Below are 24,670 nucleotides of genomic sequence, written 5' to 3' on the forward strand. Positions count from 1 at the left end.
AAATTTTAACCGACGATTTGATTTCACTTACCGACGTTTTTGATTGATTGGTGGAAAGACCATTCTTCAGCTATTAATTCCATGATACATTTGAATCATAAAACAAAACGGTTATGGAAACTTTCATCAAAAAAAATCAGGCAGACAAACAATTAGGTTTAGGAATTTTAATTGTTGTAATCGGTTCAGTATTCTTACTTAGAAACTCTGGCCTCGATATCCCACGTTGGATTTTAAGCTGGCACACCATTATGTTAGGCGCTGGCTTATGGATGGGTTATCGTAAAAATTTTCAGGGTAGTGGCTGGTTAGCTTTAACCATTATAGGAGCAATTTTTACGTTGAAACATATTGTGATATTCGATTTTGAAATCTCAAAAATAACCGGCGCTTTAGCGTTTATCGCCCTCGGATTATATCTGATGTTGAAACCAGAAAGAAAGATCAATTTTCAAAATACCCAGCAAGAAAAGAAAGCAGATTTTTCAGACTTAAATACTTAAAATTCGTAACTCCATCATATATCAAGAAGGGACATTTTGTCCCTTTTTTTTGTGGCCAAAATTTAAAACCGCTAGAAAAAAGAAACGGGGATTCCACCATTATAGGCAGCATCCCCGTCATCTAAATTAACGCTCTCACATACATAAACGCCGAGATCTGAAAATATTGTACGAAACAGTAATTTTTTTTAAAAATATCAGGCTTGTAATACCGGAATTTCTTTATGGTATTTGTTTCGGTATTCAATAGGCGTTAATCCTGTGATTTTTTTAAATACATCTCTAAAAGATTTATTATCAGTATAACCCACATCAAACATCACCTCTGTAATATTTTTACGGCTCGATTCGAAACTTCTTTTTGCAGCTTCAATTTTAACACGCTGGATATATTCTATCACCGTATTTTTTGTCGCACTTTTAAACCGGCGTTCGAAACTTCGCCTACCCAAAGCCAGCATGTCTGCCAGTTGATCAACGGTAAGTTTCTCCTGATAATTTCCATCGATAAATTCCTGCACCTTTTTAATTTTCTCATCTTCGTGGCCTTTCTGGCCTTGAAACATCATAAATGCCAACTGGCTTTCCCGATCTATGTCTATGGCAAAATATTTGGCTGCTAAAATTGCGGTATCTCTATCTGTATATTTCTCTACCAGGTATAACAACAAATTCCAATAAGAATTTGCGCCACCGCTAGAATAAATTCCCTGTGATTCTGTGATGATACTTCCGTCAACCAAATCAACATTTGGAAACATTTCTCTGAACTGATTGGCGAATAACCAATGGGTAGAGCATTTTTTCCCGTCGAGCAGGCCGGTGGATGCCAGCAAGAATGCGCCCATGCACAAAGAAGCAACTTCCGAACCCCTGGAATGGTGTTTAGTAATCCATGGCAACAATTCTTGATTGAGCTGAAGTGCACAGGTCATATTTCCGCTGATGGCCGGTATAAAAATTAAATCCGTGTGATCAATATCTTCCAATAGTTTATCTGCATGAACAGAAAACACGCTGTTATTCAGGCGTACTTCTTTAGTTGCCGCCACCAGTTCAACCTTAAAAAGCGGTTGTTTTCCTGATGCCTGCAAAAACTCATTTACTGCTGTAAATAAATATCGCGGATCGGCAATCGCTTCGATTACTGCAGTTTGAGGAACTAAAATGGATATATGTTTCATCACTTATAATTTGGTTATGACTAGATGCTTTTTTCTTACACAAATATAATCATGAGGCTTGTCGGAAACAACCCCATCAATTGTCGTTTCTGCATCTTTATATTCACATCCTTAGCAGGTAGGTTTGTTTAGCTTAAAAGTGGTACAATGGAAAAATATAATCTAGTAAGCGATATCAATGTAGTTTGTGTTCAGGCAGGGTCGTTTCCAAACGGGATCATGGCTGCACATCAGAAACTCCATGCCCTGATTCCTGATATCAAACAACGAAGAGTGTTCGGAATCAGCAGACCAGAAGGTGCAGAGATTATTTACAAAGCTGCAGCAGAGCTAGGGGAAGGCGATAGGTTTGATCATTCTGATTTGGAGAGGTTTACAATTAAAAAAGGAGAATATCTGGCAGAATTAATTACAGATTTTATGAATGATGTTCCAAAGATTGGTAACACATTTCAAAAGCTAATCAGGCAGCCGGATATCGACCCAGAAGGGTATTGTATAGAAGAATACATCAATGAAAATGATGTGCGTTGTATGGTGGGTATTAATAAAGAAAAATAGATTGGCAAGTATAAATTCATATTTAACTTTTAATGGCAATTGTAAAGAAGCCATGCGCTTTTACCAGGATTGTTTGGGTGGAGAGTTAACCCTGCAAAGTATTGGTGAATCTGCAATGGCAGGTGATATGCCACAAATTATGGCCGATAAAATATTGCATGCTGTACTCATAGTAAACGATATTGTAATCATGGGAACTGATATGATTGATGATAGCGGTTTGGTAAGTGGCAATACCGTTGCCTTGATGTTAAATTGTGATACAGCGCTCGAATCAAAAGTTTGTTACGAAAGATTGGCCAGGGGTGGAAAAGCCAGTCATCCCTTGCGGGAAACTTTTTGGGGCTCGCTATTTGGCAATTTGGTCGATCGCTACGGCAACAACTGGCTAATTAATTACGATAAGAAATTTTTATAAAATGAAATCAATCAAAACCTGGTATTGGGTGGCTACCATAATCTTCGCTCTGTTGATGTTAATGGACGGCTTTGGAGGCATTACCCAGCAAGAAGCAGGAAAGGAAGTATTCAGGCATTTGGGTTATCCTATGTATTTGCTTGAAATTTGTGGGGTGGCAAAAATTTTAGGGGCCATCGCCATCTTACAGAATTCTTTAAAAGTTATTAAAGAATGGGCTTATGCAGGTTTTGCCATTAATTTTATCGGTGCTTTCGCCTCAAGAGCCCTGGTAGGCGATGAGATCGCGTTGCTTATCCCTCCGGTTGTAGCAATAATGATTATGTTTATTCCATACATCTTATGGAAAAAGTATGAAAATGTTAAAAATAGTTAAAACAAACTTGTTAGTTATTCAATAGGTTATTAAGAGGCAAATATTCTTAACTTTGATACTTGTGATTTAACCAAACATGACACAAGATTTATGATGAAGAGAAGTATCTTATTTGTAATTGCCTTACTTTTTACGACCACAGCATTTTCTCAAAATGTTATCCAGTTATTCAATAGTGCAAATGATTTCTTCAAAGTATTGCAGGAAGAGAAATTTGCTGATGCACATGCCTTTTTTGATGATACGCTCAAAACAAAGCTTACTGAAGATAACCTAAAAAAACTTTGGGTTGATATTGGTACCAAATATGGTAAGGCCGAAACATTTGATGCAATTCAAAGCAGAGCGCAAGGAGAATTTTTTGCTGTTACTGTTGAAGGTAAGTTTGCCAATGGCGAGCAAAATTTCATTTTAGGTTTTAATAAGTTACAAAGGATAGTGGGCATTTTTCTGGCGCCGCCGAAAAGTGCGGTTGCCTATGCAAAACCCATTTATGCAGATACCAATTTGTATAGCGAAAAGCAGATTTACATTGGCCCGGCAGGGAAACAGCTCGCCGCAATTGTAACAGTGCCCAAAAATGTAAAAAACTTTCCAATGGTAGTTTTTGTTCATGGCTCTGGCCCGAGTGATATGGATGAAAGCGTTGGGGCAAATAAACCTTTTAAGGATCTGGCTGGTGGTTTAGGGTCAAAAGGCATTGGTTCTATCCGTTATGTGAAAAGAACGTTGATTTATCCAAACGAATTCTCAAAACCTTATACCGTTAAAGAAGAAGTACTTGATGATGCAGTTGCAGCGATTGCTTCTGCCAAAACTGTAGCAGGAGCTAATCCAAAAGCAATTTATGTTTTTGGGCATAGTTTAGGCGGCATGCTGGCACCGAAAATAGCATCAACTTCTCTGGATGTGGCGGGTATCGTAGTTGCAGCGGCTCCGGCAAGAAAAATGAGCGACATTATTATCGATCAGAATAAGTACATGTTCGACTTATCAAAAGATACCACTGCAGAAAATAAAAAATACCTGGACGATGCGATTCTTCAAATTAATAAAAGTAGAATCACCCAACTGGGAACAACCATCAAGCCTGATTCGGTGATATTAGGTTTGCCGGCAAAATACTGGGCTGATTTAAATGCCTATAACCAGGTTGCTACTGCCAAAAACTTAACTAAAAAAGTTTATGTGCTGCAAGGTGGCAACGATTTCCAGGTAGGAAAAACGGATTTCGATTTATGGAATACCGCACTCGCGAAGAAAAAAAATGTAACCCTAAAGTTTTATCCCGATTTGAATCATTTGCTAAGTCCACAAACTGAAAAAGGAACTATGGGCCAATACCAAACGCCCGTAAGTGTTTCGGAGGTGCTGGTCAATGATTTATCAGCATGGATAAAAGGAAAATAAAAAATTTTTAAAAAACAGCCTTGGCTAAAGCCAGGGCTGTTTTTTTTTGCCTTAATATTCCCAGATTTCCTATCTTTAATGAACTAAACAAAAAATGACAACGCTATATTCAGAGCAAGATAGATTCAATTCTTTGGTTGAAGCATCACCGATGCCTACTGCCATTTACCAGGGAAAAGAAATGATCATCAGTGCGGCTAACCAGGCCATGCTTGATTTATGGGGCAAAACTGATGTTGTTATCGGAAAACCACTTATCGAGGGTATTCCAGAGTTAAAAAATCAACCATTCATAGGAATATTAAATGAGGTTTTCGCTACAGGAGAAACCTACCATACCAAAGAATCGCCTGCAGATTTAGTAGTGGATGGCCAGCTGCAAACTTTCTATTTCACGTTTACCTATAAGCCGCTAAAAAATGAGGCTGGCGAAACCTTTGCCATTATAAATACTGCTGCTCACCTAACAGAACTGGTTGCAGCAAGAAAACAAATTGCCGATACTCAGGAACGTTTAACGTTCGCTTTGATTTCTGCTGATATTGGAACCTGGGACTTAGATCCCATCCATAATACTGTAAACTGGGATGCCCGTTGCAGGGAGCTTTTTGGTTTCCCCCGCGATGGCGAAATAAAATATGAAGATGTATTGAGTTGCATCCACCCAGATGATGTGCAACTGGTAAATGCGGCGGTGCTTAAAGCCATCAATCCTAGTAACATCGGGCAGTATGATATTAAATACAGAACGTTAAGTAAGATTGGGCAGGTATTGCGCTGGGTCCATTGTAAAGGTAAAGCATATTTCAATGAAGATGGTGTTGCTTACCGTTTTGCCGGTATTGCACAAGATATTACCAGTGAAATTGCCGCTGACAGGCGTGAACAGCAGTTGCTTACATTGATTAATAATAATGCAGATCACATGACTGTTGCCGATATGCAAGGTAATGTGATATACATGAACAAAGCATCCCGACTGATGCTCGGCGTTGAACTTACAGCAGACGTGACTCAACTCAGTGCCAAAGATTTTTATACTTCAGAAGAGCTTGATCGGGTTCAAAACCACATCATTCAGGAAATAGATAAGGTGAAAGGTTGGCAAGGAAACATTAGCCTTGTGAATTTAAAAACCAGGGAAACTATCCCTTGTAGGGTAAGTTATTTATTGATAGAAGATCCGGCGACCGGTGAAATTATTGGCAGGGGAGCAACCGCCAGAGATCTAAGACCGGAACTTAAAGCGAAGGCTGAGCTGGAAAAACTCGCTTCAATTGTAGGGAGTAGCGAAGATTTTTGCAATTACTGTGATACGAACGGGAATACAGTTTACATCAATCCGTCGGGTAGGGCTTTAATCGGCATCAGTGAAGAAAATATTCCGAAAAGTAATCTGTTTGATTACCATAGCGACTCATCCAACGAAAAAATAAAGAATGAAATTTTACCTCTCCTGTTTTCTAAAGGACGTTGGTCGGGTGAGTTAGAATTGCTTCATCAGGAAACCAAAGAGATTATTCCCATTCATAAACAATTGTATATGATTAGGGAAGAGATTACAAATTTACCTGTTGCCATTGCTGGCATAGCCAGAGATTTACGACCAGAGTTGAACATTAGAAAAATTCTGGCTGATAAAAATCTTGCTTTGCAGAGCGTGGTAAATGAACTGGAGTTTTTAGCGAACACGGTACCTTCAGTCGTGTGGACAAGTAAGCCCGATGGAAATCTTGATTACATTAACCAGCGATGGTTTGATCAAACAGGCAAGGGAGTTGATGAAACCCTGGGCAGCCGTTGGATGGAAAGTATCCATCCGGATGATTTTTTGCTAGCCAAAAAAGCCTGGGAGGTGGCTTTACAAACCGGATCGCCATATGAGATCGAATTCAGGTGTTTGGATAAGTTCGGAAACTACCGATGGTATTTGGTGCGAGCCATGGCACTGAAAGATGCTGAAGGCAATATTGCGAAATGGTATGGAACCAATAATGATGTCCATCATCAAAAAGAACTCGAAAAGCAGAAAGATAATTTCTTAGGTATCGCGAGTCACGAGTTAAAAACGCCTGTTACCAGTTTAAAAGCGTATGCGCAGGTAATGGAATCAATGTTTAAACGCTCGGGCGATTTCAAAAATGCAGATCTTCTGGGTAAAATGAACAAACAAGTAGATCGCCTCACCAATTTGATTAGTGATCTATTGGATGTAACGAAAATTAATTCTGGCCGCCTTCAATTTAACAATGCCGAATTTGATTTCAACGAAATGGTAGAAGAGGTGATTGAGGATGTTCAACGGACTTCCTTCAGGCACATTATTAAAAAGGAACTGAGCTTTAACAAAACTATTTTCGGTGATCGCGACCGTATTTGCCAGGTAGTTACTAACTTGTTAACCAATGCGATAAAATACTCGCCAGATGCCAATGAGGTAGTGATTTATACCAAAGATGAACAGGATACTGTTAAAGTTTGTGTACAGGATTTCGGTATCGGGATCAGTCCTGAACTGCAAGATCATGTTTTTGAACAATTTTACCGGGTGAGCGGAAACAAAGAGCATACTTTTCCTGGCTTAGGTTTAGGTCTTTATATTTCTTCAGAAATCGTAAAACGCCTCGGCGGCAAAATATGGGTAAATTCGGTACAAGGGAAAGGTTCTACTTTTGGCTTTAATATTCCAGTGATTAAGGAATAGGCAGATTGGAATGCTTTTACAATCATTAGGAATAATTAATACAAACAATTCGAAATATAAGAGGTTTAAGTTTTAGATAAACGTAATACTATTCTTATCATGGCGAAGCAAAAAGTAACATTAAAAGGAATTTGGGGTGTATTAAAAGCAGCCTTCACAGGATTCGGCGATCATAAAGTAACAAAATTGAGTGGCTCGCTCGCATACTATACGGTGTTTTCTATGGCGCCGCTTTTAGTGGTAATTATCTCGCTATGCGGTATTTTTTTAGGAAGAGAAATTGCAGAAGGAAAAGTTTATGATCAGCTAGTAGGTTTCCTGGGCCGCGAGTCAGCAACTTCGCTACAGGAACTAATCAAAAATGCTTATCTCGATAACAAGGGAACGATGGCATTAATCATCGGTATAGTAACTTTGTTAATTGGTTCGACTACGATTTTTGGTGATATTCAGGACTCAATTAATACGATTTGGGGTTTAAAACCAAAACCCAAACATGGCTGGGTTAAGATGCTGCAAAACCGTTTTCTATCTTTTTCAGTAATCATTAGTTTAGGATTTGTATTACTCGTATCACTTGCAGTGACTTCAGTTTTAGATGCTTTCAGCGATAGATTACAGGCACGTTTTGCTGATGTTTCATTTTATGTTTTCTACGTTATCAATCTGGTTGTCACCTTAAGTGTCATCACATTGATTTTTGGGGTGATTTTCAAAGTTCTGCCAGATGCAATTATCAAATGGAAAGATGTATTGGCCGGTGCCGTAGTTACGGCTGTTTTATTTATGATCGGTAAGTTTGCCATTTCGGTATACATCGGAAAAAGTGATGTGGGCGGCACCTACGGCGCAACGGGCTCACTGGTTGTGGTGCTGTTGTGGACATACTATTCGTCTATCATTCTTTATTTTGGGGCGGAGTTTACAAAAGCTTATGCCATTGCTTATGGATCGGCGATTTATCCCGCCCACTATGCCGTTACAACAAAAGAGGTGGAGGTTGAGTCTACCCGTAAATCCATTCAGGATAATCATCCGGAAATTATAGACCAGGTTAAAAAAGAAGAGGAGAAGTAATTTTGAATAAATTCATGATTGTAAACCAACGAGTTTTGCTGTTGAGAATTTAACGAATAGGCTTGCTAAAGTGAATTGCTTCGCCATTAAAAACAGCGTTCGAGACGATCATTTACAATCGTATTTTTCTACACTCCCCATGCGGTAACAACTAGGCGCCTTTGCCCACCACGATTCCGGTGTTCGCAAAGGTAAATTCCTTGCCAGGTTCCGAGTGCCAGCCTTCCGTTGCGGATAGGAATGGTTACCGAACTGCCCAATAGTGCTGCCTTTAAGTGGGCAGGCATATCATCTGACCCTTCGTAATCATGTTCGTAATCCGGGTCATTTTCCCGGACAGTTTTGTTGAAGAACATTTCAAAGTCTACCCGAACAGTTGGGTCTGCGTTTTCATTAATGGTTAATGATGCCGAAGTATGTTGAATGAATACCTGACAAATACCGGCTTTCATTCCCCTAATTTCTGGTAACGCATTTTCTACTTCATCGGTAATAATGTGAAAACCTCTTCTTCGTTCGCTAAGTGATAGTGTCTGCTGATAAATATTCATCTTCAAAATTACTTAACAATCCAGCCAACTTGTGCAGTTTCATTGCTGATTAATTGATAGTTATTAAAATTCCCTAAAACTTCTACCGTTTCACCTGTTCTTAAATTCAGTTTCACAGCAGCCAGGCTATCCGGTTGATCAAATGCTTTCTGTCGAGCCGCCTTTATTTTAAACTTTTGCAAAGGTTTAGAGGTTTGCGTCAATTCACTGCTATTAATAAAGCCTATAATTCCATCTGGCAATTCAGCTTTATAAAAATTTCCTGTAGCCGAATTAATATTCACTATTGTACCTGCAGTTAGGTTAGCAATGGGTGTAGATTTATTTTGAGGCAGCGAGTATAAATTCACTTTGCCAGTTGTTCTCAGTGTTTTGTTTAGATTGGAAACTGAAGCATTAATATTACCTGGCGTTTTGGTCACTGGATCGATGAATGGTAAAGGGTTAATTGCCCCACCAAAAGTATAAATGCCAAAATGCAGGTGCGTTGGCGTAGTTCTGGCATTTCCGGTATTGCCCATTAAGCCTACAGTATCACCTAATTTTACTTCTTGCCCTTCAACGGCGATTTGCTCATCTAAGTGCGCATAGTATAAGGTATAATCTTTTCCACTTGGCTTTAACCAAACCACCTTTCCACCTAAATTATTTTCATTAACTCTGGTAACGGTTCCTCCGGCGCTCGCTACAACCGGACTTCTAAAACTTCCGAAAATATCAACGCCTTCATGTTTCCGGGCATTATTGTCTCTTCCATCTCCCCAGTAACTGCCAATGCTTTTTGTTTTTGATTGTGTAGGAAAGGCCAACGATGGTCCTGAAGTAATTTCCAACGTATATTCCACGCTCTGCAGTAATTCTGGCTGTAACCTGATCAGGTAATTCCCTGTCGCATCAATTTCGTATTGAATGGGATGATTCAATGTATCTGCAGATGCAATGCGCTTAGGATTATTCACGTCATTCAGCTCCCATAAATCTAAATAGAGTGCAGTAGTGGTGGGTTTCTTTATTAAATCAATCGTGATTTTTTGCCCTTTAGTAGCTGAAAAGCGGTAAGCAGCTGCAGGAACTTTACCTGCATCGAAATAACCGGTTTCACGATAAGGAATATTAATGTTCAATGCTTTTTGCAAACTGTTTGATGAGGCAGCTATCCAGGCCGATCCCATCGCGGTTTTATCCAATCCTGCCGTTTCGAGTTTTCTACGATATTGCTCATGTGGGCTAGCTGCTTTGAATAGATTAACCGTTCCTGACTTACAGGAAATGATGGTAATTGAAGTAAGGAGAGCTATAAATAATAAAAAACGTAGCTGCATATTCAGTATGTGTATAGTTGAAGAACAATTATTTGGATCACAAGTTTTTACCAACCTCATTATGATTGACATACTTTATCGTTTCAATTTCACTGTTAATAATCATTTAACACTGACTGGGATTTGTTATTCCAGAGTTAACCTCAGGCATACATAGTGTTAAAAGTACACATATACTTTTGCCCTCAGTAAAATCACTTTCCAAACAAATTATTATTCAAAAACAATCATTAAACACAAAAGATGGTATCATTTTTTTTAGCTCCAAGTATTAAAAGCACTTGTAGGAAATTACTTTTGCCCCTTGGATTTTTGGCCGTTTGTAATTCAACTGCCATGGCCGTAGGCAATGGAAAACTAAATCCCACCATAAAGCTGAACAGTTTTTTTGCAGCAATTAGTGGAACGGTAACGGATGAAAAAGGACAAGCGCTTCCGGGCGTTAGTGTTTACGACAAACAAAGTAAAAAAAGTACCACCACAGATGGCGATGGTAAATTTACGTTAGACGTTCCTAATGGAACAACTTTGGTATTCTCGTACATCGGATACGAAACTCAGGAAATTTCGGTTGCGTCTGGTAAAAGGATTAATATAAGACTTAAGGAAAGTAGCAATACATTAAATGAAGTGGTGGCTATTGGTTATCAAAAGATCAGAAAATCGGATGTAACCGGAGCAATCAGTAGCGTGAAAGCCAGTGAAATGAACTTAAGTGCACCAACTGTGGGTCAGGCTTTGGTAGGTAAAGTTGCCGGGGTTCAGGTTTCGCAAACCAGTGGCGCACCGTACGCAGGAACTAAAATCCGGGTACGGGGTGTGGGTTCCATCAACGCCAGTTCAAATCCATTGTACGTAATTGATGGTTATCCTTCCGGTAATAACGTATTCATCAATCCGGAGGATATTGAAACCATTGACATTTTAAAAGATGCCGCTTCTGCCGCCATTTACGGTTCAAGAGCTTCCGGAGGTGTGGTGATGATTACCACCAAACGCGGTAAGGATGGAAAAGGTCGGTTTCAATATGATGTGCAGGCCGGTGTTACACAATTGCACAAAAAGGTAAAGCTTTTGGATGCATCGCAGTTTATTCAGTTAATGATCGATGGCCGCAACAATGCCTACAAAGATTTAGTGGTAAATGGCGGGCGACTGACGTGGAACGATTCCATGTTTTCTGATAACAATACCACCAGAACCACAAATGTGGGTAATGGATCATCAGTAAGTATTCCGGAAGATATTTACGATTTCGCCAGCCAAACAGCAAAAGCCCCTGCTTTCAATACCGATTGGCAGGATGAATTGTATCAAAACGCTTTTTTTCAACGTCATAATTTAGCCTTTTCTGGCGGTAATAAAGACATCAAGTATTTTGTAAGCGGTGGTTATCAGGATCAGGATGGTATTGTTACGAACACCGCCATGAGGGCTTTGAACTTTCGTTCAAATATCGAAGGACAAGTCAGCAAAAAATTAAAAGTAGGTGCAAATATCTCGTTAACGCAAACCAATAATAAAGAAGTGGGCGAAGGTCGTTTTAGTCCGATGATGTCGGCATTGCTTTATTTACCTTACTTACCTGCAAATGATGCCAACGGAAATCCAATAAAATATGGCATGTCTGCATTGGCCAACCAGTTTGGTTACCAGGGACTAGAGAATCCGGTAGCTACCGTTACTGAAATGAAAGTAAATCGCCTGGGTAATAGAAATACTTACAATGCTTATGCTAACTACGAAATTTTAAGTGGATTAAATTTCAAAGCCAATTTAGGTACCAATAACTATAGCGAAAAGTATGATTATTATCGCCCGACCAGTTTAAGTAACGGCGGTGGTAATGCACCAGGTTCGCCATCATCTATTGCAGCAGCAAATGCGGTGGCTAGAAATTTAACTCAGGTAGATAAACTGGCTGAATTTACTTTAGATTACGCTAAAAGTTTTGGCAAACATAATTTAGATGTTTTGGCAGGATATTCTGCACAACATACCACGAGCGATTTAGTTAGGGTAACTGCGACTGGATTTACAAGTGATAAAATCGGTGAAATATCAGACAAAGGCGCTGCAAATACAGATTTTGTATTGAATGAAGCAAACAAATCAGTAACCACTTTACTGTCTTATTTCGGTCGTGCCAGCTACAACTTCGACAGCAAATATTATCTAAGTGGAACTTTCCGTATGGATGGTTCATCAAGGTTTGGTCCGAACAATAAGTGGGGCGCTTTTGCATCGGCCGCGGCAGGATGGAATTTATCACAAGAAAGCTGGTATAATGATTTCTTGGGCAGAGGTTCTTCGGTTAAATTAAGAGCAAGTTGGGGTTTAAGTGGTAACAACAACATTGGCGATTATAACCACACCCAAACCATGAGTTCGCCAGGTGGAGTTGTTTTTGGTCCGGGTAATGCCATTGCTACTGCGGTTTGGGCAGGAGGTATTAAAGACCAGAATTTAGGTTGGGAATCAACTTCACAGTATAATTTTGGAACAGACCTCAGCTTTTTCAACGGACGCTTATCATTAATTGCCAATTATTATTACAGTTTATCTTACAATTTATTATTTAACCAACCGATATCTGCTATTTCAGGATCATCAACCATCCTGACCAATCTAAGAGATAGTAAAGTAAGAAATAAAGGTTTCGATTTTCAGTTGGATGGTCGTGTGGTTAGCACCGATAATTTCAATTTGGGTTTAAGCGGAAATATTTCGTTCAACAGTAACAAAGTATTAAATCTGGGTGGTAACAGCACCATTTTTAGTGTTGGGGCAGAAAGACGGTACATTACCCATGTGACACAGGAAGGTCAATCGATTGGTATGTTTTACGGTTACCAGGTTGCAGGAAGGGTAACACCGGAACTACTGGGTAAAGTTGCACCATCATCTGCACAGTCTAACCCATATAAAGTAGGCGATTTATATTTTGAAGATACCAATGGCGATGGCGTGGTGAACGACGCTGATAAAAAAGTAATTGGTAACCCATATCCGGATTTTACTTATGGTTTCGCCGTGAATGCAAACTTTAAATCTTTTGATATCAGGGCTTCATTTAACGGATCGCAAGGAAACGATGTATTGGATGGTCAGGATTATTACTTATACAATTTTGAAGGATCGGGTAACCAGTATGTAGAAGTAGCAGATCGTTACCGAAACGCAGCTAATCCCGGCAGCGGTCTAAATTACCGTGCTTCACGGGCAGGTACGCAAAGTAACAGTACCCGTTTATCCTCATTTTATGTGCAGGATGGATCTTATTTAAGATGTACCAACATCACCTTGGGATATAATTTTCCAAAGTCGGCTGCGAAAACACTTCATGTAGAAAACATCAGAATTTTTGGAAGTGTAGACAATGCCTTTACCATTACCGATTACAAAGGTTATAACCCGGAAGTAGATTATAACGCTGGTGCCAATTTAACGCCTGGTGTAGACTATGGTAACTATCCACTGGCCAGAGCCTATAATTTGGGTATCAAACTAACTTTTTAATCTTCCATGAAACCATTAAAATATATCAAAATGAGAAAAAATATATTCATAGTTTTTATAGGATTGATCTCTTTATCGGCCTGTAAAAAAGATTTTCTTGAACAAACGGACCCAAATGCAATAACGGTTGATCAGTTTTTCACTTCACCCAATGATGTGTTGCTTGCGGTAAATGGCGTTTATCAATCTTTGAGAAGCAGCAATAATATCGGCGAGAGCAGTAACTTATATACGGAGCAACGTTCGGATAATACTGGTACCAATGATAACCAATCAAATGCCGGTGAACCGTTCCAGTTCGGTGACTTTAGTATCTTACCGAGTAATACTTATTTAAAAAATCACTGGGTAAGTTTGTATTCAACCATTACCAGGTGTAATGTGATTACTTCGAATATCGATAAAGTACCTTTTGCCGATGCCAATTTAAAAGCGCAATACCTGGCAGAAACTAAATTTGTGAGGGCATTGATCTATTTTCATCTGGTGAGAAAATGGGGCGATGTGCCATTGGTAACCAAACAACTAACGAGCAATAATGAAGTGGTTGAAAATACATTCAGACAACCGCAGTCAGTAGTGTATGCACAGATAGTAGCCGATTTAAAAGATGCATTGAATAGCAACCTGCCAAATTTAGCCACAGGCGCATCTGCCGGGCGTGCTTCAAAGGCAGCTATCAATGGATTGTTAGGTCAGGTTTATTTAACCATGGCTACTACGCTAGAAAGTGGTAAAGCAGAGAATTTAACCAATGCAAATACTTATTTATTGTCGGCTTATAATCTGAAAAATTTTAACTCGCTTGCAGCTATTCCTTACGCAGATGTATTTGATGTAACAAAGAAAACAAACAATCCGGAGGTCATTTTCGAGATTGTAAATCTCCAGGGAAATATTACTTATGCTTCTAGCATTGCAGCAAATAACCAGGCCTTTGGCGAAACCCTAAATTCGAGAAGAGCACCAACAGGTGTTGGGGGTAATGTAACGCCAGATTTGGTTTTGGATTATGAAAGCGGTGATCCCCGTAAGGATTTTTCAATCAAATACGCTGCTGACACCAGAGTGTTAGACTGGTTTATTACCAAATACCGCGATGCGAGTGAAGCAGCAACAGTAAACGGTTATGGTGGAAATAACTTCCCCTTAATGCGTTTTGCTGATATCATTTTAATGCTGGCAGAAGTGAATATGCTACAAGGTAATGATGCTGTGGCAATTCAATATTTAGATATGGTGAGGGCGAGAGCAGGAGTGCCTCTGTATGCTGTGGTTCGTAATAATGCAACTTATAGTGCAAAATATCCAACACTTAAACTGGCTATTTTACATGAGCGTAGAGTGGAATTGGCTTTTGAAAACCACAGATGGTTTGATCTGTTGCGTAACTTTACCACAGCTGAACTGGTCACTTATTTTAGAGCAAAACTTCAAGCTAATTTTGGCAACGCCAAACTGAGTAACTTTTCGACTAAAGACAGGTATTTTCCTATTCCTTTTGACGAGTACAAGTTAGACCCGGCAAAAATGTATCAGAACCCTGGTTATTAATGATTGTTTGCATCAGGCGGTTGAGCAATTAACCGCCTTTTATTTTTAAATTAGAATGATGAAAAATAGATTTTACTTTGTTGTTTTTTTCTTGATAGGGATAGACTTTACTGCCGCTTTCGCACAAAGTCCTGCGGCCAAGTTAAGTGCTGCATTTAGCCGCACCAACAAGCAAATTTTTGTTGCAGCGCATCGTGGTGACTGGAGAAATGCACCCGAAAACTCTCTGAATGCTTTGCTAAACTGTATCAACAAAGGCTTCGATATGATGGAGCTGGATGTTAAAATGACTAAAGACAGTCAGTTGGTGGTGATGCATGATAATACCATTGATCGCACTACAAATGGTAAAGGGAAAGTGAGCGATTTCACTTTGGAGGAAATCAGCAAATTTAAGCTGAAAAATGGTTTGGGCAGAGTTACGATAAACCCAATACCAACTTTTAAAGAAATGATGCTCGAGGCAAAAGGAAAGATTCTAATCAATGTAGATAAGGGAAATGATCATCTCCCGGAGGTTTTTAAAGTTTTGAGGGAAACAGAAACTATGCAGCAAGCCGTCGTAAATGTTGGCGACAATATTTCTTATCAAAAACTGATTTCAGCAGAAAAAATTCCAGCGGATGCCTATATCATGGTGGTGGTGAACATGGCCAAATCAGATGCAATGGAAATTATTAAGGGGTATCAATCCGCTGCAAAAAGTGTAATCCAACCGGTTTTCAATACCGATACTTTATCCAGTTTACAAAAGCTTCCTGAAATTGCCAAAAATCAAATCGTTTGGCTGAACAGTTTATGGCCATCGCTCAATGGCGGTCATGATGACGATCGGGCAGTAGAACAAAATCAGAAGAAAGAAAGCTGGGGCTGGTTAACCGATTTTAACCCTGTGTTTATTCAAAGTGATCGCCCTGCAGATTTAATTCAATATTTAAAGGAACGAAAACTGCACCATTAGGTGATTATCAATCTACTTATCGTTTATTTAACTGATCAAAAACAGCCGCGGTAACCAGGCCACCAATTAAATACCAGGCTACTGTCAGCACTTTCGTTTTATCGGTTTTGGTTACCGGTTTATCATCCAATCCCATTTGATCGGGAAGTTTAATTGCTCCCAAGCCAGCGGTTAAGCCAGCAACGGCACCTTTCAAATAAATGTTTTTACTACCGGCCATACCAATTGCACTGTAATAAATGCCATTGCTAATGATGTCGCCTGCTAAAGTAGCGGCATACAAATTATCTCCGGTTGGCGCTTCGAGGTTCAAACTGTTCATGGATCGGGTCAAAGCTTCTTCACCTAATAAATCGACCCGAGGTGCATCGGCATCAAATCTACGCACTGTTTCATGTAATATATTTAAGGCTGCGGCACCGGCAAAGCCCGCCAAAATTGCTTTCAAAACTTTCATTGTATATATCTTTTAGTAATGATGAAGCGATCAGATCTGTGGATCAAAAAATCATGATGGTTTCGTATTTATAAAAGCAGAGAAGCGGTTGAATTGTTTTGAAAGTAATACTAACAGATAGGTCTTAATACTTTTTTGCATGATAAAGTAAGTCAATAAGATCTCTAATAAGGGCAAATAATAGCCTAAACCTACCAAATATTACTTCAAACCCTACGAATTGTAATCGCTTCAATTTACTAGTTGAAAGATCAATAAATTCGTAAAGATGCTTTGTGTATAAGCCAAATTTGTTGATCTCATATGATGAAAATTCAAAAATACCTGACCGTTTTTATTGTGGTTTGCTTTAGTTCCTGCGTGGCGCAATCAAAAAAAGATCTGATTGAAAAAATTGATGATGATATCAATGGTTTGAATACCATTATTAAAATCAGCGAAACCAGAATCATGATCACTGCGGCAACGACTGAAAAATTTTCGCCAGATCAGCAAAGCAATTTTGAATCAGACAACACCAAAAAAGTTAGCGACAGTGTGTTGAATAAGTTTTTTACAAACCGTAGCGTGAACAACAGTTTGCTATACCCATATAATATTATTGCTTTAGATAAGGATGAATATGATTTGCTGGCGTTAATGGGAGAGAAGAGCACTTACTTTATGGACAATGCAGACATGGAGCCTGTCTACGCTCTTCAGAGATTTGTTTTTTTAGATGGTACCGAAACAAATAAAGGTTTTTTAACCCGTGATAGTATCGCGAAAAAGCATACAAAAATTGAAAAAGATAAGGGCGAAGATTATGAATTTGTGGATGAAAAAGGAATGAATGAACTGGAAAAATACATCTGGAAAGCCAGTAGTTTTGATGATAACATTGCAGTGCTGTCACCTAAACCAATTAAAAGCATTCAATTTAAAATTAGTCTCCCATTGGCCAGTAAAACTTTGTACAAGGTTAGTGTGGCCAGTCCAGAAGTTAAAACACCTTACGGAATTATCCGCTTAGATACCATTGTGGGTAATCAGGTGCATTGTAGCTTGCCTGATGTTGAAAACGACCGTGATATTAAAATACAGGCTTACTACAAAGATGGCAGGGTTTTGTCTCAGAAGGGAAGTAGCAGCAACACTGAAATTACACCGGCGAAAAGAAAGCTTTACGAAGATTATATTAAAATACTGGATAAGGCAAAAGAGCAGGTGAATGCTGATGCAATAAAAACTGAAAAAGATCTTGAAAAATGGCTTAAATTAAATGCGCCTGCAGCTTTAGCCGATGCTGAAAAAGGTAATCGCAAAAAAGTTATTTACACCTTTGCCGGTCCGGTAAGTAGTGTCGGTTTTTCAGTTAGCGACAGCCTGGCACAGATAAGAAATTTCAATGCCACTTACAATTTAGATTATGAAGAGGGAGATGGCGGCTACTTTCTGGCGATGGATTTTGCTAAAGAAAAAGCCGGGTTTATCAATAAGGAAGGTGAGTGGGTTATACAGCCGCAGTTTAATAAGCATTTCCGCAAACTGAATCAATATTTTTACTGGGACCAATATGATAACGTTGATAATACTTATTGGATCAATTATAAAAGCCAGAAGGTGGAGAAAGTGTCTTATAAAATCGATGAGTCAGAAATTTATGATGGCAAATATGTAAAGATTGAGCCTCGTGTAAATGGAGATAACGGTGTGGTGAATGCCATTACAGGGCAAATTGTATTGCCAATGGAATATGATAATGTAAAGTTTAAAAATAGCAAGTACTGGTGGGTGTTAAAAAATGGTAAGGAAGGTGTTCTTGATCGAAATTTTAAAATTATTCTGCCTTTAAAATATGACGATATTGATATAGATGGTGATTATTTTAAAGTGAAAGAAAATAATCAGGTAAATATTTTTAATGCAAGTGGCAAGAACCTGACCCAGAATAAATTCAAAACGATTAAGGGAACTTACCATGATGGTTTGCTTTTAATTGAGAAAGCAGAAAAGAAAGATGAAAGTACCGTTACTAAATATTACTATGTTGATAAACAGCATAATATCAAAATAAGAGCTACTGATAAAGGTTACGAAGATCCTGAACCTTTTAGCGAAGGTTTGGCTCTTGTGGAAGATGCCAGCGGAGATAAAGGATTTATCAATACCGCAAGTAATCTGGCCATTCCGTTTAAATTTAAGTATGCCAATAGTTTTTACCCAACTTCAAAGTTGGCGCTGGTTCAATTGCAAAATGAATCTTATGTATTAATCAATAAAAAAGGTGTGGTTGTGAAAAACCTGAATGGAGATTATTACAGCCAGGATTATGATGAAGATACCAACTCTTGGAAAATAAAAGTTAATGGAGGTGTAGTTTACAATGAGTTCGGTAAAGAATTGCATGGTGCTGAAAAATGGTAATTAAATCATAAGGAATAAGTTGAGGAGATACATAAATGAACAAGGCCATGGATTCGCTCAGGCAATGGAATTAAAAAGCAGTAAATATGATGCTCAAGAGAAATATTAAAAAAATACTGTTAATGATCACTGCAGTATTAACAGTGGGAACAGTTTCCGCACAAAAGAAAGTGGTAAAGAAAAAACCAAAACCTGTCAAGATCTATGTTGTACCGCCACCGCCACCGGTTGTGAAAACGATACACGAAGCCGCTCCACCATCGATTGCAATTTTTGAAAGCAAGGCGCCAATGATTTCTGTTTCGCCACAAGAGGACAAATACGAACGCGAGAAAATATGTACGGATTGCGATACCTTGGTCTTGGAAGCTGGCAAACCCCACATTGTGATTTATGATGTGAAATGGATGTCGGACAGGGAAAGCAGAACTTACCGGAAACAACCTACAGAAAGTGATTTGACTAGGGATTATTACGGCATGCGTGGCCTTGTTAAAAGAGAATGGGATGAATTGCAATTAAATTTCCCCGCAAAGGATGTCAATTACCATCACATTTACCGCAATACTTTCATCAAAGTACCAAATGTTGGGAAACAGGATTTAAGCCTACTCAACCGCCAGGAGCGTCATGAAGGGTTTTTATTCTGGAATGGTAAACCTGATGCTAAAATTCTCCAAAGCAGTAAGATGGCTCAACTCACCGAACAGATTGCAAAGGCTACGGGTGTTGATAAAACCTCATCATATTATAGCAGCTTTTTGCAAGATAGTTTAGCAGTTGAAAAGCTGACGAAAACAACTAAAGCAAATGAGGAGGTTCAGCCAAACATGAACGCTTTCTTACAAGACGAGATTTTGCGGGAATATATACTGCCGTTTCAGTTTATGGATTTAAAAAATGTAAGCAGCATTACCTTACAGCCCAATGGAAAAGAAAAATTCACTTTTAAATTTAATACATTGGGGCAATGGGTTGAATTTATAGATGGTAGGGAGGAACACAATATTATTACTTATCAAAATAATCTGCCATTTACCATTTCCGAGAAAGGAACCGTAAAAAAACACTTCTATTACCAAGGCAACACGATATCAGTAAAAGATCCTTATCAACTTAAAAGTTACAAATTAATCGGCAAAGTATTTTTTGATTCCATTCGGTATGCTACCGCAAAAAAGGATTATGAAAACTTACAAATCAAATCGCATGGTGTTTATCAAATTATTAAGCAGAATGGACAAACCTGTTTGGAGTATTCATTTTTAGATAATCGTCTTGCCTCTACTATATGTTATAGCAACAATCAGTACACTTTACCACTTACCCTAACTGAAACTTTTGGTGGCGATCTTCAAACCAGAACTTTTAGCCTTAATGAAGACGGAGCATTACAGTTGGAAAATGTAAATAAATACAAAAGTTCAAAAAGGATTTACAAATTGGAAAATGGAATCATTAAAGCCTTTTACAGTACTCAAAAACGCGGTGAAGGTGACTATGCATCGCCCAATGCCGTTCAGGTAACTTATACTTTTTTTAAATAGATTTTTGTTGAATAGGAGATGAAGAAAATGTGGATCGGGATCGGTATAATTTTTATCCTGGGCATTGGAATTTACATTTTCTTTCCGACTGAGAAATTGGTTTTAGAAAGAAATAACGAACCTGTGGATTCCAGGTACTCTGGCTTTCAGAAAATTGATGAACATTATAAATCAGGTGTTTTTGAAGTAAAGCGGGTAGTCCGTGTGGTGGTATCAAGTGCCGCATCGCCAAATCCCATTCGCATATTTCCATCCGTAAACCATCAACTCATTTTAGATTGCGATGCAAAGGTTGATGAGGACACAAAACATGATATTCGTTATTACAAAATAGATCAAAGGGGAACAGTTATCGATTCAATTTATGTAGCCTATAATGGGTATTGGGGGCAGTTTATTGATAATTTTATGGTTTACACAAGCGATAGAAATAGCTACTACAATACCTGGCCGCTAAATGGTGATACTACCAGACATAAAGTAGTAGAGCTAAATGCTGATTTAAGCTGGGATGCTGACAGGGTGGAGACAAAAATTAAGGTGATAAAGTCAGCTGCGAAATATTATTTTTTCAGCTCACTATCCAATGAAAACGTCTGGTATCGTCAATGTTATTTCTACGCGGATAAAGAATGGCAATTGCTGTGGCAAAAGATGCCAGGTTATACCCAAATACCTGATGAGGAAAGTGCAAGCCGATATCGTAAAGATGTTTTTCGCAGTGGAGAAGTGAGTTTTGAAATCCCCAAAGACGTTAAACTTTTACATTTTCATCCTGAAGCAAAAATGAAATATTCACATATTATTGGTGGTGGAGATGGTGGCTTCAGCGTTTACAATTGGCGTGGAAAAGGATTTTTCGAAACCACTGTTGCGGATAAGAATTTTCAATTCATGGTGACCAAACTGGTTGTTGAAAAGGAAAAACATAACGGTTACCGGCCAAGTTTGTTTACCGTTGAGGAAGCAGGCGGTGCAACCAATCTTTACAAGCCTGCTTTTTACCATTCATCAAATGGTTTTTCCTTTTATTCGCCAAATGCTAAGGAGTTATTTTTGATTAAATTAAAGAAGTAGAAAGGATCTGGGTTGAAGAGCAAGTTGCATAGATGAAGTACAGACTTTCTAATCCTAGTCGTCTTCTCAAATTTCTCAATGTGCTAGTTTGCTATTTAAAAACCAGGGGAATGAAGGAAAACGGAGGATGCAACTTACAGTTACTTAACCACGTTGATAAACGACCATGTCATAATTCGTGTTTAACATTCTCTTCTGCGTTACAGATTTCTTATAGCTGTTTTTCGAGGTAATCTCTTTCACTAACTCGGCCATGAAATGATGATTATTAAAAGGTTGAATATGGAATAATACCTCATTTGATTGGCCATAAATGGTTAATGTATTTAAACGCTGTGCATTTAATGCTATGGCATTAATCTGATCATAATTAATTATTAGATCGGGTTGATTTTTCCGATTCACCAATACATATTTATCATTTGTCGTCAGATTGATTTTCGGGTAAATAAACTTCATCAGAAAGAAAATAGGAGCGATGCAGGCAATACCCACTAAAAACCCCAGTACCTTGCTACTGCCAAAATTATTTACAGCATCAGCAAGACCTAAGAAACCTCCAAAAACAAAAGATAATATCACAATTAATGCTACGTAAGCCAGGGCAAAACCAATTCCTTTGCCAGCATTTACTTCCAGGTAGTTATAAGTTTTCATCGATTTTAAATTTTAAATAAATATAAGTCTCTTGTGTGAAAAATATTGCTGGGATTATTATTCGCCAATATTGGATTATTATCCCCATTGCTTGCTTAATTATTCGAAGAATGGATAAATGATTCAAAGCATTAGTTTTTTCATGATTTTTTTTGTTTTAAGTAAATGGTTAATAATTTTTAGAAATCAGAGGATGGTTTCTTATTTCTGATTTGAATTTGAGGAGAAAAAGAGGAGTGAAAGAGGGCCAACTTACAACTGCTTACTGGCAACTGATATTCGTTTGTTTAATCATTATTTCCGAAAGTTTAGTGGTGGGAGAGATGTTGATTTTCAAATAAGCATCGATCCGATACGGATATAGATTGAAAAGCAGCGAATGTTTAACTGATTTCTTGATGGAAGTTTTCTATTTATATATTTAAAAATTATTTATAGATTTTATAAAATCAATCTCTCGTTAATGATATTAAATGCCAGAACCGTATTTTTACTTTGCTCCATTTGCAGTATCCTCTTTATTTCTTCCTGCAGAAATAAAAATGGCGCCACAAAAACGGCCGAATCAACCACGCAAAATCCCGCGGTAAAAAAAGATTATATATCCCTCATCATTTCATTTGATACATTATCTGCACTTAAGGTTAAAAAAAACATTCTTAAGGAAGATAGTATATTAAGCCTTTCTCCTGATAACGCCGCCAATCCTTACTTTCATTATTTCAGAGCGAGAAAATATAGCCTGGAAAAAAAGCGTGATAGCGCCTTATTAGAATATGAAAAGATAAAACCTGCAAAAGCAAACGATGAAGTTTCGCTCTTGAAAACCTTTGGTATTTTAACTCAAAACATGGGCAATGGGTCAATGGTAGAATCGGCGCTAACCAGTCAAATATTTACCGCTTTAAAAGAATCTGAGCAAATGAAAAGCCGGTTAACCTATAGGTTTTACGATTTACTGGCGCAGGCTTACTTTCAAAATCACAACGAGAAAAATTCATTAAAATATGCAGCGATCTACTTTCAGAACCATCCCTTTAACTTTCATCCTGTAATTAAGCAACGTTATTTCGATATATCGTTTTTGCTGGCTTCCAGGTTAAATGATTTTAAAAAGATGGCTTACTATAATAATCAAGCCCGCTTATTGGCCGGAAAAATTGGTGATAGCCTTGCGCTTGCCCGCACATACGATAACGAAGCGCAGCTTTACAGTCAGAAAGGCGAACCCGCAAAAGCATTGGTTTCCAGCAAAACATATTTTAATTATCTAAAGAAAACGGATAATTTAAATGATATCGCGTTTAATAATCTGGCAACCACTTTCATTCGAAATAACCAACCTGATTCTGCTATCAAATATTATAAAGAGGGCATTGAATTTGAGAAACGTGATGTTTCCGGAAAGCAAAAAGAAGTTCATTATGCAGGATTAATTGATGCCTATAAAATGAAAGGCGATTATGCCCGGGCTTTGGAAGCGGCCCAGGCTGCCCATAAAATAGAGCTTAAGAATAACGAAGCCATTGAAGCAGTTAAAGTTGCAGAAATGAGCGAAAAATATGAAACTGAAAAAAAAGACCGCAACATAGCAGAACTGAATGGGCGTAACAAGCTGAACGAAACCATCATTAAACAGCAACGTTCTTCAATGTTTTTGATAGTGTTGATTTTCCTTGGCGTCATTTCTTTTTTCTTCATCTTCTACCGTCAGCAACGTTTAAAAGCGAAAAATAACTTGCTAAAATCTGACAACCAGCGCCTCAATATGGAGCAAAAGCTGTTGCAGGCGCAATTAAATCCACACTTCATTTTTAATGCTATTGCCAATTTACAGGGTTTGGTAGCTTCGGGCCATATCGATGAATCAGTAAAGTACCTGAAATCTTTTTCTGGGTTATTGAGAAGCATTTTAGAGCAAAACCGTAAAGATTTTATTGAAATTGAAGAAGAAATTGCTTCCTTAAATAATTACATCCAGCTTCAGCAAATGCGCTATGCTGGTGCATTCGATTATAAAATAACTGTTGATGATGACCTGGATTTAAACGAAACACTTATTCCGCCAATGCTAATACAGCCTTTTGTAGAAAATGCAATAGAACATGGTTTTAGAAACATTTCACACAAAGGTTTTTTGAACATCGCTTTTAAAACAAAAGATAATTGTTTGTTAATTGAGGTAGATGATAATGGTAGTGGGCTAACTGCGAAAGTTGCCGATAAACAAAAAAAGAAATCACTTGCACAAATTATTATAAAGGAAAGATTCGATTTGCTTTTTACTTCTAAAGGACAGCTTGCACACTTTAAGGTAGAAGATAAAAAAGAGTCAGCAGAAAAGGGTGTTTTGGTAAAAATCCTGATCCCAATAATTAATGACTAA

Annotated in this window: 19 protein-coding genes; 14 read left to right on the forward strand and 5 right to left on the reverse strand. The window is 38.2% G+C overall.

Annotated elements, in window-relative coordinates:
* Window positions 1-113 precede the first annotated feature (113 nt).
* The gene (locus tag EA772_RS10110; RefSeq protein ID WP_010601570.1) at window positions 114-503 is read left to right on the forward strand and encodes a hypothetical protein; all 390 of its coding nucleotides are present in this window, start codon (window positions 114-116) and stop codon (window positions 501-503) included.
* 197 nt (window positions 504-700) lie between these two features.
* Here the strand turns inward: EA772_RS10110 and EA772_RS10115 are convergent, their stop codons facing one another.
* Window positions 701-1,687, reverse strand: a complete 987-nt coding sequence (locus EA772_RS10115) for a GlxA family transcriptional regulator (RefSeq protein ID WP_124912889.1) — start codon at window positions 1,685-1,687, stop codon at window positions 701-703.
* Window positions 1,688-1,834: 147 nt separating this feature from the next.
* Here EA772_RS10115 and EA772_RS10120 point away from each other — a divergent pair, with 147 nt between their 5' ends.
* From EA772_RS10120 to EA772_RS10145, 6 genes are all read left to right on the forward strand, one after another.
* Window positions 1,835-2,248, forward strand: coding sequence for a transcriptional regulator (locus EA772_RS10120; protein WP_124912891.1), 414 nt, complete (start codon window positions 1,835-1,837; stop codon window positions 2,246-2,248).
* A 1-nt stretch (window position 2,249) separates the two neighbouring features.
* Window positions 2,250-2,666: a VOC family protein gene (locus EA772_RS10125; RefSeq protein ID WP_124912892.1), complete on the forward strand. Its 417-nt coding sequence runs from the start codon at window positions 2,250-2,252 to the stop codon at window positions 2,664-2,666.
* A 1-nt stretch (window position 2,667) separates the two neighbouring features.
* On the forward strand, window positions 2,668-3,042 hold the full coding sequence (locus tag EA772_RS10130) for a DoxX family protein (RefSeq protein WP_124912894.1): 375 nt from the start codon (window positions 2,668-2,670) through the stop codon (window positions 3,040-3,042).
* A 90-nt stretch (window positions 3,043-3,132) separates the two neighbouring features.
* Window positions 3,133-4,452 (forward strand): DUF3887 domain-containing protein, encoded by a 1,320-nt coding sequence (locus EA772_RS10135; RefSeq protein ID WP_246834085.1) that lies wholly within the window; start codon window positions 3,133-3,135, stop codon window positions 4,450-4,452.
* Window positions 4,453-4,546: 94 nt separating this feature from the next.
* On the forward strand, window positions 4,547-7,156 hold the full coding sequence (locus EA772_RS10140; RefSeq protein ID WP_124912896.1) for a PAS domain-containing protein: 2,610 nt from the start codon (window positions 4,547-4,549) through the stop codon (window positions 7,154-7,156).
* 99 nt (window positions 7,157-7,255) lie between these two features.
* Window positions 7,256-8,233, forward strand: a complete 978-nt coding sequence (locus EA772_RS10145) for a YihY/virulence factor BrkB family protein (protein WP_124912898.1) — start codon at window positions 7,256-7,258, stop codon at window positions 8,231-8,233.
* Window positions 8,234-8,361: 128 nt separating this feature from the next.
* Here EA772_RS10145 and EA772_RS10150 read toward each other — a convergent pair whose 3' ends face one another.
* Window positions 8,362-8,784, reverse strand: coding sequence for a secondary thiamine-phosphate synthase enzyme YjbQ (locus tag EA772_RS10150; RefSeq protein WP_116169597.1), 423 nt, complete (start codon window positions 8,782-8,784; stop codon window positions 8,362-8,364).
* Between the two features lie 8 nt (window positions 8,785-8,792).
* Window positions 8,793-10,106 (reverse strand): M23 family metallopeptidase, encoded by a 1,314-nt coding sequence (locus tag EA772_RS10155; protein WP_168187513.1) that lies wholly within the window; start codon window positions 10,104-10,106, stop codon window positions 8,793-8,795.
* Window positions 10,107-10,349: 243 nt separating this feature from the next.
* On the opposite strand from EA772_RS10155, the gene EA772_RS10160 reads away from it, so the two are divergent.
* The 3 genes from EA772_RS10160 to EA772_RS10170 are packed head-to-tail and all read left to right on the forward strand — an operon-like array spanning window position 10,350 to window position 16,140.
* Window positions 10,350-13,625 carry a TonB-dependent receptor gene (locus EA772_RS10160; protein WP_124912902.1) on the forward strand — a complete coding sequence of 1,092 codons (3,276 nt, stop codon included), beginning with the start codon at window positions 10,350-10,352 and terminating at the stop codon, window positions 13,623-13,625.
* Window positions 13,626-13,655: 30 nt separating this feature from the next.
* Window positions 13,656-15,179 (forward strand): RagB/SusD family nutrient uptake outer membrane protein, encoded by a 1,524-nt coding sequence (locus tag EA772_RS10165; protein WP_124912904.1) that lies wholly within the window; start codon window positions 13,656-13,658, stop codon window positions 15,177-15,179.
* 55 nt (window positions 15,180-15,234) lie between these two features.
* Window positions 15,235-16,140, forward strand: a complete 906-nt coding sequence (locus EA772_RS10170; protein ID WP_124912906.1) for a glycerophosphodiester phosphodiesterase family protein — start codon at window positions 15,235-15,237, stop codon at window positions 16,138-16,140.
* Between the two features lie 16 nt (window positions 16,141-16,156).
* On the opposite strand, the gene EA772_RS10175 is transcribed toward EA772_RS10170, so the two are convergent.
* Window positions 16,157-16,597 (reverse strand): hypothetical protein, encoded by a 441-nt coding sequence (locus tag EA772_RS10175; protein WP_010601009.1) that lies wholly within the window; start codon window positions 16,595-16,597, stop codon window positions 16,157-16,159.
* 303 nt (window positions 16,598-16,900) lie between these two features.
* Here EA772_RS10175 and EA772_RS10180 point away from each other — a divergent pair, with 303 nt between their 5' ends.
* The 3 genes from EA772_RS10180 (at window position 16,901) to EA772_RS10190 (ending at window position 21,627) form a co-directional block, all read left to right on the forward strand.
* Window positions 16,901-19,003 carry a WG repeat-containing protein gene (locus EA772_RS10180; protein WP_124912908.1) on the forward strand — a complete coding sequence of 701 codons (2,103 nt, stop codon included), beginning with the start codon at window positions 16,901-16,903 and terminating at the stop codon, window positions 19,001-19,003.
* Between the two features lie 86 nt (window positions 19,004-19,089).
* Window positions 19,090-20,550, forward strand: coding sequence for a hypothetical protein (locus tag EA772_RS10185; RefSeq protein WP_124912910.1), 1,461 nt, complete (start codon window positions 19,090-19,092; stop codon window positions 20,548-20,550).
* A gap of 18 nt (window positions 20,551-20,568) precedes the next feature.
* Complete coding sequence (locus EA772_RS10190; RefSeq protein WP_124912912.1) at window positions 20,569-21,627, forward strand: hypothetical protein; 1,059 nt, start codon at window positions 20,569-20,571, stop codon at window positions 21,625-21,627.
* Between the two features lie 144 nt (window positions 21,628-21,771).
* Here EA772_RS10190 and EA772_RS10195 read toward each other — a convergent pair whose 3' ends face one another.
* Entirely contained in the window at window positions 21,772-22,284 is a 513-nt protein-coding gene (locus tag EA772_RS10195) for a hypothetical protein (RefSeq protein ID WP_124912914.1), read from the reverse strand.
* Between the two features lie 463 nt (window positions 22,285-22,747).
* On the opposite strand from EA772_RS10195, the gene EA772_RS10200 reads away from it, so the two are divergent.
* A complete protein-coding gene (locus EA772_RS10200; protein ID WP_124912916.1) occupies window positions 22,748-24,670 on the forward strand; it encodes a histidine kinase in 1,923 nt (640 codons plus the stop codon).

This window comes from Pedobacter sp. G11 (assembly GCF_003860265.1).
GTDB classification, from domain to species: domain Bacteria; phylum Bacteroidota; class Bacteroidia; order Sphingobacteriales; family Sphingobacteriaceae; genus Pedobacter; species Pedobacter agri.